Origin of the sequence: Amycolatopsis sp. NPDC051716 (assembly GCF_040681595.1) — a bacterium.
Taxonomy (GTDB): domain Bacteria; phylum Actinomycetota; class Actinomycetes; order Mycobacteriales; family Pseudonocardiaceae; genus Amycolatopsis.
This window is the reverse complement of record NZ_JBFAZA010000002.1, coordinates 203,474-218,709: the sequence shown is the minus strand read 5'-3', so window position 1 is coordinate 218,709 and position 15,236 is coordinate 203,474. Positions and strand designations below refer to the sequence as shown.

15 protein-coding genes and 1 tRNA gene are annotated in these 15,236 nt (G+C 71.4%); 7 read left to right on the top strand and 9 right to left on the bottom strand.

Annotated features, from left to right (window positions below; genetic code table 11):
- Both AB0M30_RS03225 and AB0M30_RS03220 read right to left on the bottom strand, forming a co-directional pair.
- A partial coding sequence (locus AB0M30_RS03225; protein ID WP_364579190.1) for a PQQ-dependent sugar dehydrogenase occupies nucleotides 1-2,640 on the bottom strand: 2,640 nt, incomplete at its 3' end.
- 110 nt (nucleotides 2,641-2,750) lie between these two features.
- Entirely contained in the window at nucleotides 2,751-3,422 is a 672-nt protein-coding gene (locus AB0M30_RS03220; RefSeq protein ID WP_364579188.1) for a L,D-transpeptidase, read from the bottom strand.
- 220 nt (nucleotides 3,423-3,642) lie between these two features.
- Between AB0M30_RS03220 and AB0M30_RS03215 the strand changes: the two genes are divergently transcribed.
- The gene (locus tag AB0M30_RS03215; protein WP_364579186.1) at nucleotides 3,643-4,149 is read left to right on the top strand and encodes a hypothetical protein; all 507 of its coding nucleotides are present in this window, start codon (nucleotides 3,643-3,645) and stop codon (nucleotides 4,147-4,149) included.
- On the opposite strand, the gene AB0M30_RS03210 is transcribed toward AB0M30_RS03215, so the two are convergent.
- Nucleotides 4,139-5,029 carry a serine/threonine-protein kinase gene (locus tag AB0M30_RS03210; protein ID WP_364579184.1) on the bottom strand — a complete coding sequence of 297 codons (891 nt, stop codon included), beginning with the start codon at nucleotides 5,027-5,029 and terminating at the stop codon, nucleotides 4,139-4,141. The two genes, AB0M30_RS03215 and AB0M30_RS03210, sit on opposite strands and share 11 nt — an antisense overlap.
- A gap of 8 nt (nucleotides 5,030-5,037) precedes the next feature.
- Nucleotides 5,038-6,732 carry an N-6 DNA methylase gene (locus AB0M30_RS03205; protein ID WP_364579181.1) on the bottom strand — a complete coding sequence of 565 codons (1,695 nt, stop codon included), beginning with the start codon at nucleotides 6,730-6,732 and terminating at the stop codon, nucleotides 5,038-5,040.
- A 78-nt stretch (nucleotides 6,733-6,810) separates the two neighbouring features.
- Here AB0M30_RS03205 and AB0M30_RS03200 point away from each other — a divergent pair, with 78 nt between their 5' ends.
- The 6 genes from AB0M30_RS03200 to AB0M30_RS03175 all read left to right on the top strand — a co-directional run bounded on the left by AB0M30_RS03200 (nucleotide 6,811) and on the right by AB0M30_RS03175 (nucleotide 11,876).
- Nucleotides 6,811-7,554 (top strand): protein phosphatase 2C domain-containing protein, encoded by a 744-nt coding sequence (locus AB0M30_RS03200; protein ID WP_360164722.1) that lies wholly within the window; start codon nucleotides 6,811-6,813, stop codon nucleotides 7,552-7,554.
- A 44-nt stretch (nucleotides 7,555-7,598) separates the two neighbouring features.
- A tRNA-Ser gene (locus AB0M30_RS03195) sits at nucleotides 7,599-7,683 on the top strand.
- Nucleotides 7,684-8,203: 520 nt separating this feature from the next.
- Nucleotides 8,204-8,464, top strand: a complete 261-nt coding sequence (locus AB0M30_RS03190; RefSeq protein ID WP_103338103.1) for a hypothetical protein — start codon at nucleotides 8,204-8,206, stop codon at nucleotides 8,462-8,464.
- A gap of 4 nt (nucleotides 8,465-8,468) precedes the next feature.
- Complete coding sequence (locus AB0M30_RS03185) at nucleotides 8,469-8,714, top strand: hypothetical protein (RefSeq protein ID WP_003056173.1); 246 nt, start codon at nucleotides 8,469-8,471, stop codon at nucleotides 8,712-8,714.
- Between the two features lie 34 nt (nucleotides 8,715-8,748).
- Nucleotides 8,749-11,478, top strand: coding sequence for an FtsK/SpoIIIE domain-containing protein (locus AB0M30_RS03180; protein ID WP_364579178.1), 2,730 nt, complete (start codon nucleotides 8,749-8,751; stop codon nucleotides 11,476-11,478).
- Nucleotides 11,475-11,876: a hypothetical protein gene (locus tag AB0M30_RS03175; protein ID WP_103338105.1), complete on the top strand. Its 402-nt coding sequence runs from the start codon at nucleotides 11,475-11,477 to the stop codon at nucleotides 11,874-11,876. The genes AB0M30_RS03180 and AB0M30_RS03175 overlap by 4 nt, the downstream gene beginning before the upstream one ends.
- Here the strand turns inward: AB0M30_RS03175 and AB0M30_RS03170 are convergent.
- The 5 genes from AB0M30_RS03170 to AB0M30_RS03150 are packed head-to-tail and all read right to left on the bottom strand — an operon-like array spanning nucleotide 11,873 to nucleotide 15,123.
- Entirely contained in the window at nucleotides 11,873-12,274 is a 402-nt protein-coding gene (locus AB0M30_RS03170; protein WP_364579175.1) for a YbaB/EbfC family nucleoid-associated protein, read from the bottom strand. The genes AB0M30_RS03175 and AB0M30_RS03170 overlap by 4 nt on opposite strands.
- Nucleotides 12,256-12,612, bottom strand: a complete 357-nt coding sequence (locus tag AB0M30_RS03165; RefSeq protein ID WP_364579172.1) for a hypothetical protein — start codon at nucleotides 12,610-12,612, stop codon at nucleotides 12,256-12,258. Before AB0M30_RS03165 ends, AB0M30_RS03170 begins: the two co-directional genes overlap by 19 nt.
- Nucleotides 12,609-13,181, bottom strand: coding sequence for a hypothetical protein (locus tag AB0M30_RS03160; RefSeq protein ID WP_364579170.1), 573 nt, complete (start codon nucleotides 13,179-13,181; stop codon nucleotides 12,609-12,611). Before AB0M30_RS03160 ends, AB0M30_RS03165 begins: the two co-directional genes overlap by 4 nt.
- The gene (locus AB0M30_RS03155) at nucleotides 13,181-14,395 is read right to left on the bottom strand and encodes a putative T7SS-secreted protein (RefSeq protein WP_364579167.1); all 1,215 of its coding nucleotides are present in this window, start codon (nucleotides 14,393-14,395) and stop codon (nucleotides 13,181-13,183) included. The genes AB0M30_RS03160 and AB0M30_RS03155 overlap by 1 nt, the downstream gene beginning before the upstream one ends.
- Nucleotides 14,392-15,123 carry a hypothetical protein gene (locus AB0M30_RS03150; protein ID WP_364579164.1) on the bottom strand — a complete coding sequence of 244 codons (732 nt, stop codon included), beginning with the start codon at nucleotides 15,121-15,123 and terminating at the stop codon, nucleotides 14,392-14,394. Before AB0M30_RS03150 ends, AB0M30_RS03155 begins: the two co-directional genes overlap by 4 nt.
- Nucleotides 15,124-15,236: the final 113 nt, after the last annotated feature.

Sequence of the window (15,236 nt, the reverse complement as noted above, 5' to 3'; positions counted from 1 at the left end):
GATCGCGTGCGCGCCCGTCGCCGTCGTGTAGTAGATCGAGCCGCCACCGGTGAAATGGTTGTAGCGGCCACCGCCATCCGGCGTCCCCAGCTCGTCAGTGGTCGGATAGCCGAGACCACGCTCGTAATCCAGCTCGGCCCACTTCTTCCGGATCTCCCCGTAGATCGCGTGCGCGCCCGTCGCCGTCGTGTAGTAGATCGAGCCGCCACCGGTGAAATGGTTGTAGCGGCCACCGCCATCCGGCGTCCCCAGCTCGTCGGTCGTCGGATAACCCAAGCCACGCTCGTAATCCAGCTCGGCCCACTTCTTCCGGATCTCGCCGGAGATCAGGTGCGCGCCCGTCGCGGCGGTGTAGTAGATCGACCCCACCGTGCCGTTGATGAGGAAGTGGTTGTACTGGCCCACTCCGTCCGGTGTCATCGACGTGTCGGACGCCGGCGGCCCGAGCACGCCGTGCCCGCCGAAGGCGAGGTACTTCTCCAGCACGGGACCGGTGCTGTACCGGGTGCCCGTCTCCGCGCTCCAGTACAGCCGGCCGTTCGCATAGACCCGGTAGTGGACCGGGCCGTCGGTGATCTCGGCCGCCACCGGTGCGCCGAGCGCCGCCCGCAACGCCGCGTCGGCGCCGTAGCGCCGGTCGATCGGAGTCGTGTAGTTCGCTGTCAGCGTCAGGTCGCCGGTGCCGACGGTGACGATCCAGGTGGAGCCGGCCGGACCGCCCTGCCAGCCGGAGAATTCGGAGGCGCCGTCGATGGCCAGCGGTGCGGCCTCGACGTCGAAGGAAGCGCCTTCGGTGACCATGGCCGAGCTGACGCCACCCTCCACCGGGATGCTCAGCGAGGCGGGTTGCGTGCCGCGCAGGGTGATCCGGTGCTGCCGTGGCATCGCCGTGTACGTCTTGGACGTGGAGACGCCCGCGCTGTCGGTCACCGTCGCGGTGAACTCCATCCGGGAGTCCGGGTGCGCGGGGAACGGCTGGGCGAAGCTCGTCCCGGTGCCGCCGATGCCCGGGTGCGCGTGACACGTCGCTTCGCTCGGGCAATGCCGCACCGCCGTGGTCCAGGTGATCGGCAGGGCACCGTCCTCGGCGTCGGTCGCGGTGGCGCTCACGGCGACCTGCTGGTTCACGGCGAACGTCGTGGTCCCGGGCGGATTCAGCGTGAGCACCGGGGTGCGGTTGCCGGGCGCGACCGCGATGGCGACCTCGCCGCTGAGCCCCAGCGGGTCCCGGACCCGCAGCTTCGCGGTGAACGAGGCGGTGCCCGCCGCGTAGGCGTGCGACACGTTCGGACCGGCGTCGGCCGAGGTCGTTCCGTCCCCGAAGTCCCAGTCGTAGACGAGCGCATCGGCGTCGTAGTCGACCGAGGCCGAGCCGTCGAACGACACCGTGCGCGTGCCCGGGTTCGTGGACGTCGTCGCTTTGGCCACCGGGGCGGTGTCGCCGGCGGAATAGCTCAGGCGGCGCAGGTTTCCGGAAAGGATGTCCGCGAAGACGATGTCGCCGTTCGGCGCCGCCGCGAACTTCACCGGGCCGCCGATGTCAGTGAAGACCGGCGGGTTCTGCGGGGCTTGCGTGACCCTGCCCTGGTCGTCGTAGCGCAGCGTCCAGATCTTGTTCGCCACGTAGTCGCCGAAGAAGTACGAGCCGCGGTAAGCCGCCGGATAGCTGGATCCATTGTAGACAATCCCGCCCGTGACGCTGTTGCCCGTCATCACCCCGGCGCCGTGCGGCAGCTCGAACAGGGGTGGCTGGTTCTGCACGCCGGCACAGCCCGCGAGATCGGTGTAGCCCGGCGTCCGGTGGTTGCCCTCCCAGCACGGCCAGCCCTGGTTGGCGCCGCGCTGGACGACGTCGAGCTCTTCCCAGCTGACCCAGCCGACGTCGCCGGCCACCGGCAGGCCGAGGCCCGGGTCGAGGCCGAAGCGGAACGGGTTGCGGAACCCGCGCGCGAACACCTTGCTCGCGGTCGAGCCCGGGTTCGCCTCGTCGTAGTACGGGTTCCCCGGCACGCCCCGGCCGTCGGCGGTCAGGTGGAGGATCTTGCCGTAGGGCTGGTCGACGTCCTGGGCGCGCAGCGCGGCCGGATCCGTCATCCGGAAGTCGCTGTCGTCGCCGACGGACAGCCACAACGTCCCGTCCGCGGCGGCGAGGACGGTGTCGATCCCGTGGACGTCGGAGGTGCCCGGCGCCTCGAAGACCGGCCGCTCACCGCTCAGGCCGGCCGGCGCGCCCGCCGCGTCCACGGTCACCGTGAACCGCGACAGCCGCATGACGAAGCCGCCGGCGGTGTTGATCGACCGCGTGAGGTAGATGGCCCGTGACGTCGCGTAGTCCGGCGCCACGGCCAGCCCGACGAGGCCGAGGTCCCCGTCGGCGTGGACCGGCAGTGTCGCGATCGTCCGGCCGGCGCCGGTACCCGGCAGCCAGCGGACGACTCCGTCCTTGCCGGTGGCGAGGACGGAGTTGTCCGGCAGGTAGCCGAAGTCCGTGAGCCGGTACGCCCCCAGCCCGGAGTCGGTGTCCCGGAGCACGAACCCCGGCGGAAGCGTCGCCGCCGCCGCCACTCCCGTGGACACGACGGGCAGCAACGCCGCCGTCAGGGCTGCTGCGAGCAGCAGGCGAAGCTTCCGCACGGCCATGTGGCCCCCTTCCCAAGCGATCATTTGTCGCAAGATCAGGAGGACCAGTTGCAGCAATCCGGATTACTTCATCCGAATGTGACCTACACCACGTGACGGACCGTGGCGATTTACGGGACAACCTGCACGATGTCGCCGAGGTGCAGCGTGTTGAAGAACTTCAGGGACGCGCCCGCCGAGAGGTGGATGCAGCCGTGCGAGTACACCGAGAGGCTGCCCGTGTGGAAGGCGTCACCCGGGTAGAAGAAGACCGAGTTCGGCATCTCCGCGTTGTCGAATTCCTTCGACAGGTGCATCTTCTCCTTCGACAGCACGTGGAACGTGCCGGCCGGGGTCTCGTTGCCCTTGCGGCCCGGCAGCATCGGCACCGGACCGTAGACGACCTTGCCGCCGTCCAGCAGCCACGCCTTGTGCGCCGAGAGGTCGACGCAGGCGGCGGTGCCCGAAGCCGCGGCCGCGGCCGCGCACGGGACGCCGGGGTCCGGCGCGGGCTTGGGCGCCGGCTTCGAGGTCGGCGTCGGCTTGGGCTTCGGCTTGGCCGAGGTGCTGGTCGGCGCCGGCTTCGTGGACGACGACGGGGTGGGCGTCGCCGTCGGCGTCGGCGCCGTGACGGTGGTGGTCGGCGTGGGGGTGGCGCTCGAGGTCGTCGGCGTCCCGCCGCCGGTCCCCGCGGCGACGGCCCCGCCGCCCGCGTTCGCACCACCGGCCGAGCCCCCACCGGAGCACGCGGCCAGCACGAACGCGGTGGCCAGTGCGGCCGCTCCCGCCAGAAGCCTTTTCACGATCCGTTACCCCCAGCTGTTTCGATCATCGCGTTTGGACACCGGTAAAGACGGCGTTCACCCGTTCGAGGTTCGTCGGAAAAGGTCACGATTTGGGCAGCCGGGGTCAACCCGGGGGTTGACATGGGGTTCCACCCGGGACCGATCCGCGGGCCGACGCCTCCGGGCCGCCGGTCGCCGAAGCTGGGAGCAATCGCCGAACTCCAAGGGGGAGCCCGAAATGCCCAGCGCCCAGAACGTCCTGCTCTACGCCGCCATCGCCGGCCTCGTCCTGTACAAGGTCGTCTACCAGCAGGTCCGCGGCACGCTGCTCAACCGCCGGACGCTGTTCGCCATGCCCCTGCTGCTCACGGTGGTGGGCGGGTACCTGACGCTGAAAGCGCTGTCTGGCGCGTCCGCGGCCGAGCTGGGCCTGCTGGCCGTCGACCTGCTGGTGCTCGCCGGGCTCGGCGTGCTGCGCAGCACCACGACCACGCTCACCGAACGCGACGGCACGACGTTCCAGAAGGGGTCGGCCGTCACGATCGGGCTGTGGGGGCTGACGGTCGCGGTGCGGATCGGCGTCGTCGCGCTGGGTACCGCTCTCGGCATCACGGGTCCGCTGACCTCGGCGTCGATCGCGCTCAGCCTCGGCTTGAGCATCGCGGTGCAGAACGCGACGACCTACCGGCGCATCCAGCGCCGTGGCCTGCCGCTGGCCGACCGGCGCCCGGCGCTCAGCCGCTGACGCGGCCCAGCATCCGGGCGTACATCCGGCCCGGGCTGGGCACCGACGGCGGCACCAGGAAGCCCGGCAGCGGCGGCAGCCCGCCGACGAACGCGCCGAGCCGCTCGTACAGCACGGCGGCGCCGGCCGGGCGGGCTTCCGGATCCTTCGCCAGCATCTCGGCGAGCAGCCTGTTCAACGGTTTCGGGACGCCGGTCACCGGCGGCGGCAGCTCCTTGACCTGCCGCTCGAACACCGCGTACGCGGTGGGCCCCTCGAAGAGCCGCCGTCCGGTGAGCATTTCGTGCAGTACGCAGCCCAGCGCGTAGAGGTCGCTGCGCGGTTCGGCGCCGCCCCGCTGGATCTGTTCCGGAGCCATGTACGACGGCGTCCCCAGCAGCTGCCCGGCCCGGGTGAACTGCGCCGCGTCGGCTTCGCGAAGCACGGCCAGCCCGAAGTCCATCACCTTCACGCCGCCGTCGGGCCCGAGCATCAGGTTGGCCGGCTTGAGGTCGCGGTGGCAGACGGCGAGCGCGTGGGCGGCGGTCAGCACCGCGCACGCCTGCGCCGCGATCGCCGCGGCCCACGACACCGGCAGCGGGCCGTGCTCGGCGAGCAGGTCGGCCACCGTGACGCCGTCGACGAACTGCATGACCTGGAACAACCGGTCGTCGTGGGTGCCGTAGTCGTACAGCGTCGGCACGCCGGGGTGGTCGAGCGTCGCGAGGATGCGGGCCTCGCGGGCGAAGCGCGCTTCGAGTTCTTCGTCACCGCCCGGCAGCCTGAGCAGCTTGATCGCCACCCGGCGGCCCAGCCGGCGGTCGAACCCGCCGTGCACCGCACCCATCCCGCCGCGGCCGAGCGGCAGCTCGTCGAGCTCGTAGCGGTCGGCGATCAGCATCCGTTCCCCTATTGGCCCGGCCTGAGCCGTCCTCCGACAAGTCCAGCGAAGCCTAGCCGGACCAGCTCGCGGCCGGTTTCGGCCGTCTCGCGCAGAACCGCGTCGAACTCCGCCAGCTGCCGGAAGACCTCGCCGTACTCGCGCTGGACGGCGAGCGAGACGCGCGGGATCCGCACGCGCCTGCTGTCGATCCGGGTCGACGCCGACGCGGCGGGCAGGTCGGCCGCGCGCAGGCAGCCGGCGAGGAACTCCGCGTCCAGCCGCCCGGAGTCGACGCGGTACACGGTGAGCCCGGCGCCCACCGGCCGCGGCTGTCCACTGTGGACGTACGCGATGCCGGTGACCGACGCGACGACGTCACCCGCCTCGGCCAGCGGGTGCTCGGCGTCCGCGCGCACCGGCGCGTACCTGACCTCGACGACGCCGGCCTTGGCCAGCTCGCCGATGGTCGTGAACGCCGGTTCGGCGGCCGCCGCTTCGAGGGGTGGCAGCTCGGGCGTCAGCGCGGCGAACCGGGCGCGCACGGCCTGGAAGGCCTGCCCGGGATCCTCGTCCCTGGTGCGGCGGCGGGCCGGCGTCAGGTCGACGTCGTCGTCGAGCAGGTCGATGATCCGGACGCCGGATTCCGGGTGCGCGCCGAACTCCCGCCAGCTTTCTTCCACTGTGGACAGATCGTCGCCCGCTTCGCCGAGCAGCACGGTGGACGGCGCTCGCTCACCGGGGGCCGGCCGCCGCAGCAGCCAGAGGTCGGGGCCCGCCGGCGTCAGCGTGACGACGGCCCGGACCGCGCCCGCCCGCAGCAGGTTGCCGCGGATGCGCTTGCCACTGCGCCGCCCGGCCGCCGCGCCCGGCATCAGGATCACCACGGTGCCACCGGGTTCGACGTGCGCGAGGCAGTGCTGCACCCAGGCGAGCTCGGGTTCGCCGCGCGGGGGCAGGCCGTACTCCCAGCGCGCGTCGCCGACCAGTTCGTCGTGCCCCCAGGCCCGTTCGTTGAACGGCGGGTCGCACAACACCGCTTCGGCGGTGCGGCCGGCGAAGGCGTCTTCGCGCAGCGCGTCGACCGCGTGGACCTCGGCCTCGATGCCGCGCAACCGCAGCCGCAACGCCGCGATCGACGCTGTCATCGGGTCACTGTCCTGCCCCAGCACGGTTTTCGCGCCGCTCGCCAGCGCGAGCGCGCCGAAGCCGCACGCGGGGTCGAGGATCGTGGACACCGGGCCGGCGAGCCGGGCCATCAGCTCGGCGATCGGTTCCGGAGTGGCCGACAGCCGCCGTGAATGTGCTTCGAAGTACCGGCGGCACAGCAGTTCGAACGCTTCGACCGGCCCTGCCTGGTGCGTCAGCTCGCTGAGCAGGGTGAGCAGCTCCGGGTCGTCGAGCTTGCTGTCGAAGGTGTCGAAGACGCCGGCCTGGAAGGCGAAGAAGCCGCCCGCGCGGCTGACGCGCTCGGCCAGGTCGAGGTCGTCACCGAGGGCGCGCAGGCGCTGCCACGCGCGTTCGCCGGCGCTCAGCTCGAACTTCTTGCCGCGCGCGCGGAACCAGCCGGCCACGGCGGAGAGGCCGAACAGCGGGCTCGACGCCGTGCCGCCGACCGGCGGCGGGAAGTCCGGGTAGCGGCGGCGCCAGTTGCTGACCGCGGCCCGCCCGACCCCGGCGAGCCGCGCGATGTCGGCCGCGCTGACCGTGGCATCGTCGTCCATGGCGAGGACTCTATCGGAGGATGCTCCATTCAGCCGAGACGCTTGTGAACTCAGTCAACCAATGCTTTCATGGGAGGCATGACACACGATCGGTACGTCCTGCGGTACGCCGCGGGGTCGGACGTCGGCAAGCGTCGCCGGGTCAACGAGGACGCGGTGTACGCGAGTTCCCGCCTGCTCGCCGTCGCCGACGGCATCGGCGGCCAGCCGCACGGCGAGGTCGCCAGCGCGACGGCGGTCGACGTGCTGCGCGAACTCGAAGTCGACCTGCGACGGCTCGATCTGACGAACGTGGACATGGCCGCGACGCTGGCCGGGGTGGTCAAGTCGATCGACGCGCGGCTGCACGAAGTGGTCTCGCAGGAGCCGACGACCGAAGGCATGGGCACCACGTTGACGGCCTTGCTGTTCGACGGCGTCGAGTTCGCGGCGGCCCACATCGGCGACTCCCGCGGCTACCTCCTGCGCGAGGGCGGGCTGCGCCGGCTGACCCGCGACCACACGCTCGTGCAGGCACTGGTCGAGGACGGCCGGGTCGCCGCGGAGGACGCCGAGTCGCACCCCCGCCGTTCGCTGCTGATGAAGGCGTTGCAGACGGCGGGCTCCGGCGACCCCGACATCTGGACGTTCAAGGCGAAGCCGGGCGACCGCTACCTGCTCTGTTCGGACGGCCTGAGCGGCCCGGTCTCCGAAGCAACCCTGCGCGACGTCCTGGCGGCGGGCGCGGAGCCGGCCGAGGTGATCCCGGAGCTGATCCGCCTGGCCAACGAAGGCGGCGGCCCGGACAACATCACGTGCGTGGTCGCCGACGTCACCGCCTGACCCACCTTCACTGGTGACCGAGGCCATCCGGTATCGTCTTCTGCGGAGGATTGGCCGAGCGGCCTAAGGCGCACGCTTGGAAAGCGTGTTGGGTTCACGCCCTCGCAGGTTCGAATCCTGTATCCTCCGCCGCAGTAACCAGGCGAACGCCGGGCAGCTCTCACGGGCAGCCCGGCGTTCGTCGTCTACGCGCCCTTCCGCCGCTGCGCCCGCCGGACCCACCGTCGGTATGTCCCGGACACGATTGCCGGGTGCTTTTGGCCTACTCGAACGTGAAATGCCTTCGGTGCTGCGGAATTCTGCGCCTGTACGAGGAGTTACGAACAGGGCTGACCGCAGGCCGTTACTCCGGTCGCGCTAGTCTCACCAGCACCTCGCCCGCCCCTGTCGAGAAAGGCCAGCAGTGGCACGAAAACCGCGCTGACCTGGGGTAGCGCTGGCCAGCGACTTCAGTCGGCGGCACTGGTGGCGGGACGACCCCCGCACAGACCGTGATCGGCCCGGCCCCGGACGTTCCCACGTCCGGGGCCTTGCTGATTGCGGGCCCGCGGTCACTCGGCAAAGTCTGATGATCACGCTGAGTCGCTGGATCTGTTTCAATGGAATCCGTCCCCGTACGACCCACCAGAATTCGAGGAGTAGAGGCCCGATGGCCGGAGTCGAAGAGATCCGCGCTGGCATCGCGCTCGCCAACGAGAAGGCGTCCGCGAGCATCGCCGCCCTGCAGCAGGCAGCGCAGTCTCTCGAAGAAGCCCAGCAGTCGCTCGCACAGGCGACGCAAGGGAGCAGCCAGCCCGAAGTGAGCCAGGCGCACGGACTCCTGGCGGAGGCCCTGCAAAGCATCAACGGCTTGCAGAGCACCGTCCAAGCAAGCATTTCCTCCGCCGACTCCTACTCGGCGCGTCTCTAGCCGGATGACGCTCGCCGAACTCCACCAGCTGCTCACCGCTGCCGTGACCGGGCTCGCCGACGCGCGCGCCCACTCCGAACGGGCCACAAGCCTGCTCGGGGAAGCCCGGCAAGCTCTCGTGGATGCCCAGGCCAAGGCCGATCCCTGGCTTCCTTCGCAGTACGCACAGGCCGGCGAGGGGCTGGACCAGCTCCTCGTCCGCCTGCACGCCGCCGAAGATCTGGTGAGCGGATACCGGTCGCGCCTGTAATCCTTGTAGGGGACACCTTTTCTTGGGGACGCCGATGGCCAAAAAGTCAGCCGAGCAACGCAACCGCGTCGAAACCGCACTCGACCGGGTCCGCCATCAGATCGGACTGGTGCTGGGCGCGGCGGCCGGTGCGCGCCAAGCCGCGGAAGCCGACCTGTCCAAGCTCCGGCTGGAGCAGGACATCGTCAAGGTCGGCATGAACCACGCCAGTGCCGAGCAGCAGAACGAGTGGTCGCGCCACCCCGCCGCGCACGAAGTGTTCGCCGCGCTCGGCAGCGTGCGAAGCGCTTTCTACACCGACTGGAGCCAAGGTCCCGCCACGCTGCGGGAACTGGTCGCGCAGAACGCACCCGGCCCGGCCGGGCTGCCGGCGGGCGACTGGCTCGGCACGGTCGGGCACAACCCCGGCCTGACCTCGCCCGGGCTGTGGCACGTCGGCACCACCACCGCGGCCGGTGGCGACCCGACCCGCACGTTCGACGTCGCCGTCCCGTTGCTCGACGAGTCGCACCTGGCGATCACGTCGGCCCCGAAGACGCGGTCCGCGATCGACGGCATCGTGCAGAACCTGCTGGTCCGCGTGCTCTCGACGTTCGAGCCCGGCGCGGTGCGCGTGCACCTGTGGGACATCGGGCAGCTGACCGCGATCCTGCCCGACCTCTATCCGCTCAGCCACACCAGCGCGCTCTCGCTGTACGACCCCGGCCGGCTGGAGGACCTCCTCGACGAGCTGGCCGGCCACATCCGGCGCATCCACGCCAGCTGCATGTCCGCCGGGTTCACGTCGCTGCGGGAAATGCGGGCGCACAACGAGCAGCGGGGCGAGCCGTACCGCATCGTCGTGCTCTACGGCAACGGCGAGACCCTCGAACCCGAACGCGCCCGTGACCTCAAGCGCGTCGCGAGCGGGGCGCTGGCCGCCGGGATCTGCCTGATCATGGTGGACGTACCGACCGCGGTGAGCGCGCCGGTCGAGACGCTGAGCCTGCTCGACGACCGGCACGCGATCAGCAGCATGTCCGGCACCGACCTCGTCGTCGACCTCGATCCCCCGATGCCGTCCGCGCAGGTCATCCGGGCCATCGACACGATCGCCAAGGCACTGATCGCCAAGCAGGGCGGCCCGCGCTCGTTCGACGACCTCCTGCCGACGGAGCTGGGCCAAGAGAGCTCGGCGCGCGAACTGCGCGGCCCAGTCGGGTTCTTCGAAGGCGAGCCGGTCGAGGTCGTGATCGGCGACGCGAGCCCGCACGCCCTGATCGGCGGCCCGTCCGGTTCGGGCAAGACGAACTTCCTGTACGCGCTGCTCGGCAGCCTCTCGGCGCGGTACACCCCGGAAGAGCTGGCGCTGTACCTGCTGGACTTCAAGGAAGGCGTCTCGTTCGCCGGCTTGGCGCCGGGCCGGAAGGACGCGAGCTGGCTGCCGCACGCGCGGCTCGTCGGCGTCAACGTCAACACCGACCGCGAGTTCGGCCTGGCGCTGCTGCGGTTCCTGGCCGACGAGCTGCGCCGCCGGTCCGCGGCCGCGAAGGAACACGAAGTCACGAACCTCGCCGACCTCCGCGAAGCCGATCCGGGCGGGCACTGGCCGCGGATCGTCGCGGTGATCGACGAGTTCCAGTACCTGTTCGCGGGCCGCGACCAGGTGACCGCGACGGCGACGCAGCTGCTGGAAGACATCGCGCGGCGAGGCCGGTCGCAAGGCATCCACCTGGTGCTGGCCAGCCAGGACGTCGCCGGCATCGAAGCGTTCTGGGGCAAGCCGGCGGTGTTCGAGCAGTGCACGCTGCGGATCGCGATGCCGAAGGCGCGGCGCGTGCTGGCCGAGACGAACAACGCGGCCGTGTCGGCGCCGAAGTGGCACGCGGTGATCAACCACGACTCCGGCGTCGCGCACGGCAACCAGCTGGCCCACATCCCGGACGCGAGCAGCAAGAACGTGTTCGTCCGGCTGCAGCACCGGCTGTGGGAGCAGTACGCGGGCCACTTCCCGCGGCCGCGCCTGTTCGACGGCGCGCACCAGCCGGTCCTGGAGCGGTTCCCGGCGTACCTGGACCTCAAGCCGAACTCGAAGCCGCGGGCCCTGCTCGGCCAGTCGATCGACGTGACCGAGACGGCGTGCGGCGTGGACCTGCCACGCGCGCCGGGCCGCAACGTCGCGGTGCTCGGCTCGGCGACCGCCGAAGCACTGTCCATCATGGACTCGTCGGCGCGGTCGCTGTCCCGGCAGTACGAACCGGGCGAAGTCGAGTTCGTGCTGAGCTGCCCGATCGAGGCGTGCGCGCCGGCCGCGCTGGAGCTGACCGAGCGGCTGCGCGAGGACGGCCACGCGGCGTCGCTGGTGGAGGACCTGACCGGTGTCCTGGAGTCGATGACCGGCTCGATGTCCGGCGGCGCGAAGGTGCTGCTGCTGTACGGCGTCGACGCGGCTCTGCCTTATCTGGAAGCCAAAGCGGTCGGCCAGCTGAAGAGCGGCCTCGACCACCTGCGGGTGGTGCTCAAGCAGGGGCCGGGCCACGGCATCCACACGATCGGCTGGTGGCGCAGCATCGCCCGGCTCAAGGACACGCTGGGCTTCGGCGGCACCGACGACATCGGCACGTGGGCGGCGCTCGACGTCCAGGGCAACGAGCTGTCGCCGTTCGCGGCGGGCCAGGTCGTGCACTGGTCGCCGCGGCCGGGCCGCGCGTTGTTCTTCGACCGCACCACCCACGGCGCACCCGAAGTGATCATCCCGTTCCAGCGTCCGGAGAACGACCGATGACCGACGACGCCACCGCGGCCATGCGGTACAAGGAAATCATCGCCCTCTCCCGGGGCTCGGCGGAGAACCTGCGCGAGTGGGAACTGGCGCGGGCCAAGGCACTGGACGCGGAGATCGAGGCCGCCGAAGCGGCGATCGAAGTGGCCGTCGAGCGCGAAACGAGGGCGGCCGAGCGCGCGACGCGCTGGTGGAAGATGGCGCTGCACAACATCCAGGGCCTGCCGTGGCTCGACCCGGGCGACAACCCGCGCCCGGTCCCCACGGCCCGCGCGGCCTATCTGGAGCGGTACCTCGAGGAGGTCAAGCCGAGCTATCAGGAGCTGGTCCAGGCGGTGCTGGCCCTGGGGTGGCGGGCCAAGCGGGCTGCCGCGAAGCGGGAGCAGCCGCCGCCGGCCTAGATGTCGAACACGGTGTCGTAGGGATCGTCGTCGGCCGGAGCCGGTCTGCGCGGGGGCGGCGGTGGCGCTTGACGCTGTGCCGGAGACGGCGCGGCCGGTGGCACTGGGGCCGCCCCTTTCCCGGCGGCGACGGCTTCCCGGACGGCCGCGGTGATGGTGCGGCTGAGCGTGACCGCGTCGGACCGCATGGCCTCGGGCGCGAGCCGCACCTCGCTGACGACCCCACCGGGCCCGGCGAGCACGGTGACGCTCCGATCCGGCGAGACGACGGTCGTGTGGTCGCTGCCGGCGATCCCGGCCAGGAGGCGCTGGTTCTCGGCCTTGCGGTCTTCGATCTGCCTGAGCTGCCAGCGCAGTTCCTCGATCAGCTGCGCGTTGTTCATGGTCTCCCCTGCCACGATCCCGGTCCCGGGCTTCCCGGCGGCACCTGGTGTGGTACCCGGACGAACTCGTAGTACCTGCTGAAGGTGTGCTCTATCAGGCCGTAGCCGCGGCCGTGCGCGACCCAGCGGAGCTCTGCTTCGGACAAGCCGAACTCCACCATCCGGATGCGGACCCGGTCCCGGCCGTCGAGCTGGGCGGCCAGGCGGGCCAGCTGCTGTTCACGGCTTTCCCGGCCCCGCGCGATCCGGATGATCCGCACCGTCACCGAAGCTACGAGGAGACCGCCGAGCACGAGCAGCATCAGCAGGACGATCAGCGGTGAGAAAGAGTTGCCGGCGGCCAGGTCCGTCATCGCGCCGCCTCGCCGCTGCGGAGACTCCAGGCCACCTTCGCCGTCGCTTCGGCGACCGCCGGCCAGGCGTCTTCGGACTCCGCGACGACCGACAGGATCACCACGGACCGGCCGTCCGGCAGCGGGATCTGGTACTCCGCCTTGATCTGCGTCCGGACGTCCCGTTCGGGCAGGCGGAATTCACCACCGCTGATGGCGACGACGGCCGGCCCGATCGGCAGCCGCACCGGCTGCACCACCGCACGCTTGTGGCGGCCGCGGTACTCCTCGGCCATCGCGGCGACGAGAGCATCCCGGCTGCCGGGCGCGGTCTCCGGCCAGCGCGCCACGCCGAGCGTCAGGGTGGCCACGTCACCCTTCCGCGGGCCGACGGCGAACTTGCCGAACACGCGGACGCCGTTGGCCTGCATGGCCGGCACCATGGCCATCAGGTAGCTGCCGAACTGTTCGACGCTGGTCCCGGACGTGACGTTTTCGGCGACCATCCGGGCGTGCCCGCGGTTGAGCTGGTCGTCGTCGCCCACCGGCAGACCGGCGAACCCGGGCGGCAGGTCGATTTCGAGAGGCATCAGTTCCACACCTCGTCTTCCGCCCGCTGACGTCGGCGCTCCGGCGCGTTGTCGGCTTGTTCTCCGGCATCGGCCGCGTTTTCCGCCGCCACGATCACCAACGGAGCAGGCCCGACGACGAGCGCCGAGCTGGTGGCGGCCAGCTGGCCCACGTCCTTCGGGACCCAGTAGTTGAGCAAGTCGCCGATCGGCCCCTCGAAATCCACGCCGAGCGTCCGGGCGCCGGCATCGGCCTGGAGCTGGGCGCCGACGGCCCCGTAGCCGAGGGCCTTCGCCACCGCCGCGCCGCCCATCGGCAAGAAGCCGCCGATCAACGAAGTCCCCGCCCCGATTCCGTCGAAGATCAAGGTTTCCCCGGCGACATCGGCGCCGGCCAGCTTGGCCGTGGCGTGGCCGGCCAGCGCCGCCACCCCGAACGTGGTCGCGACGACTCCGGCGACCTCCTTGAACGGATCGGGGAGGAACTCACCGGCCAGCCCCAGGGCGTTGCCGATGTCACCCATCACGTCCGAGGCCTTGGCCAGCAGTTCCGCGTGGTCCTGGACGAAGTTCAACGCCTCGTCGACCCCGTCGGCGAGAGTGGCCGACAAGTCGACAAGGGCCCCGCCGACGGCGTCGCCGAGCTTGTCGAGAACGTCCGGCTCGTCCGGGGCCAGCGCCTTGGCCTGCCGCAGCTGCTCGGCGACCCGGGCGGCGGCGTCCGTGTGCTCCTGCTGGAGCTGCTTCGCCGCGTCTTGGACGTTCTGGCAGCCGTCGATGGCCGTCTGGAGCTGCTGGCCCGCGTTGTCGAGGAGGCGCTGGGCGATCTGCAGGGACTGCTGGTCCGGGAACGTCCGGTTGGCCAGCGCGAGGTCCGGGTTCGCCCGCGCCTGCTCGGCCGCCCGGGCCGCCGCTTCCGCGCGCGCTTCCAGCTCGGCCGCGTGTTTCTGCAGGTCACCGAGGTTCTGCGCCCAGCCTTCGAGCGCCTCGGCGGCCCGGGTCATCGACTTGGCCGCATCGTCGAGGTAGTCCGGCAGCGGACCGAGACGGCGGGAGAAGGCCTCGCTCGCCTCGCCCTGCCAGATGCCCTGCTGCTGGACGATCCGGCGGAGCGAAACGTCGGCCTCGGTCAGATCGCCGCCCACGGCGCGGTACTTGCCCGCCAGGTCGGTGATGCCGTCGAGATCGCCGGGCGCCGGGTCGAAGCCCAAGGCCGGGAAGTCGCGGGCGCTCATCGGTCGAGGCCGTTCAGGAGGTCGGTGATGCCGCCGGTCGCGCCGCCGCCGACGGGCCGGTCGTCCTCGGGTTCGGTCCCCGGCGACCCGGCTGCGGGGGCCGCGGGCTCGGCCAGCCGATCGATACCCGGCACCCCGCCGGTGACACCGCCGCCGACCGGCCCCTCCCGGCCGGCCGGCTCACCGATACCCGGCACCCCGCCGGTATACCCACCGCCGACCGGCCCGCCGCCCAGATCAGCGCCTGCATCGGTCCGCTCGGCCAGCCGATCGATACCCGGCACCCCGCCGGTATACCCACCACCCACCGGCCCGTCCCCGCCGTCACCGCCGACGGGCCCGCCACCCGGCTGCCCGGCCACGGGGTAATGCCCCCGTGCGCCGCCCGGTTGGCCGCCGTCCGGGAGGTCGCCCAGCACCGCCGAGCCGAACTTTCCCAGCTCGCCCCCGAACTGGGCCTCGATCTGCTCGTACTTCTGCTTCGCCGTCTTCAGCCGCTCCGTCACGCCCGAAGCCGCCTCGCCCAGCCGGTCGATGCCGAAGGCCCAAGCCTCCTCGAACTCGACCCCGGCCTGGCCCAGCTCCGCCGTCCCCAGCGAGCCGAACGCCCCACCGCCGCCGAGTTTCTTGTCGGCCTCGGCCATCCGGTCCGCCGCCGTGCCGAGGTCGTCGATGAGCTTGCCCAGCTCGTCGACCTTGACCGCATACCCATGCCCGCGCCCGTCCACGCCACCCTCCCCTTGTGGTCCCAGTCCACCGTAGGACGGCCGTCAACGCTCCGCGGTTTCCTCGTCACCCGAATGTGTCAACCACGAACAAGGCCACCCCCGGGCGATGCGCC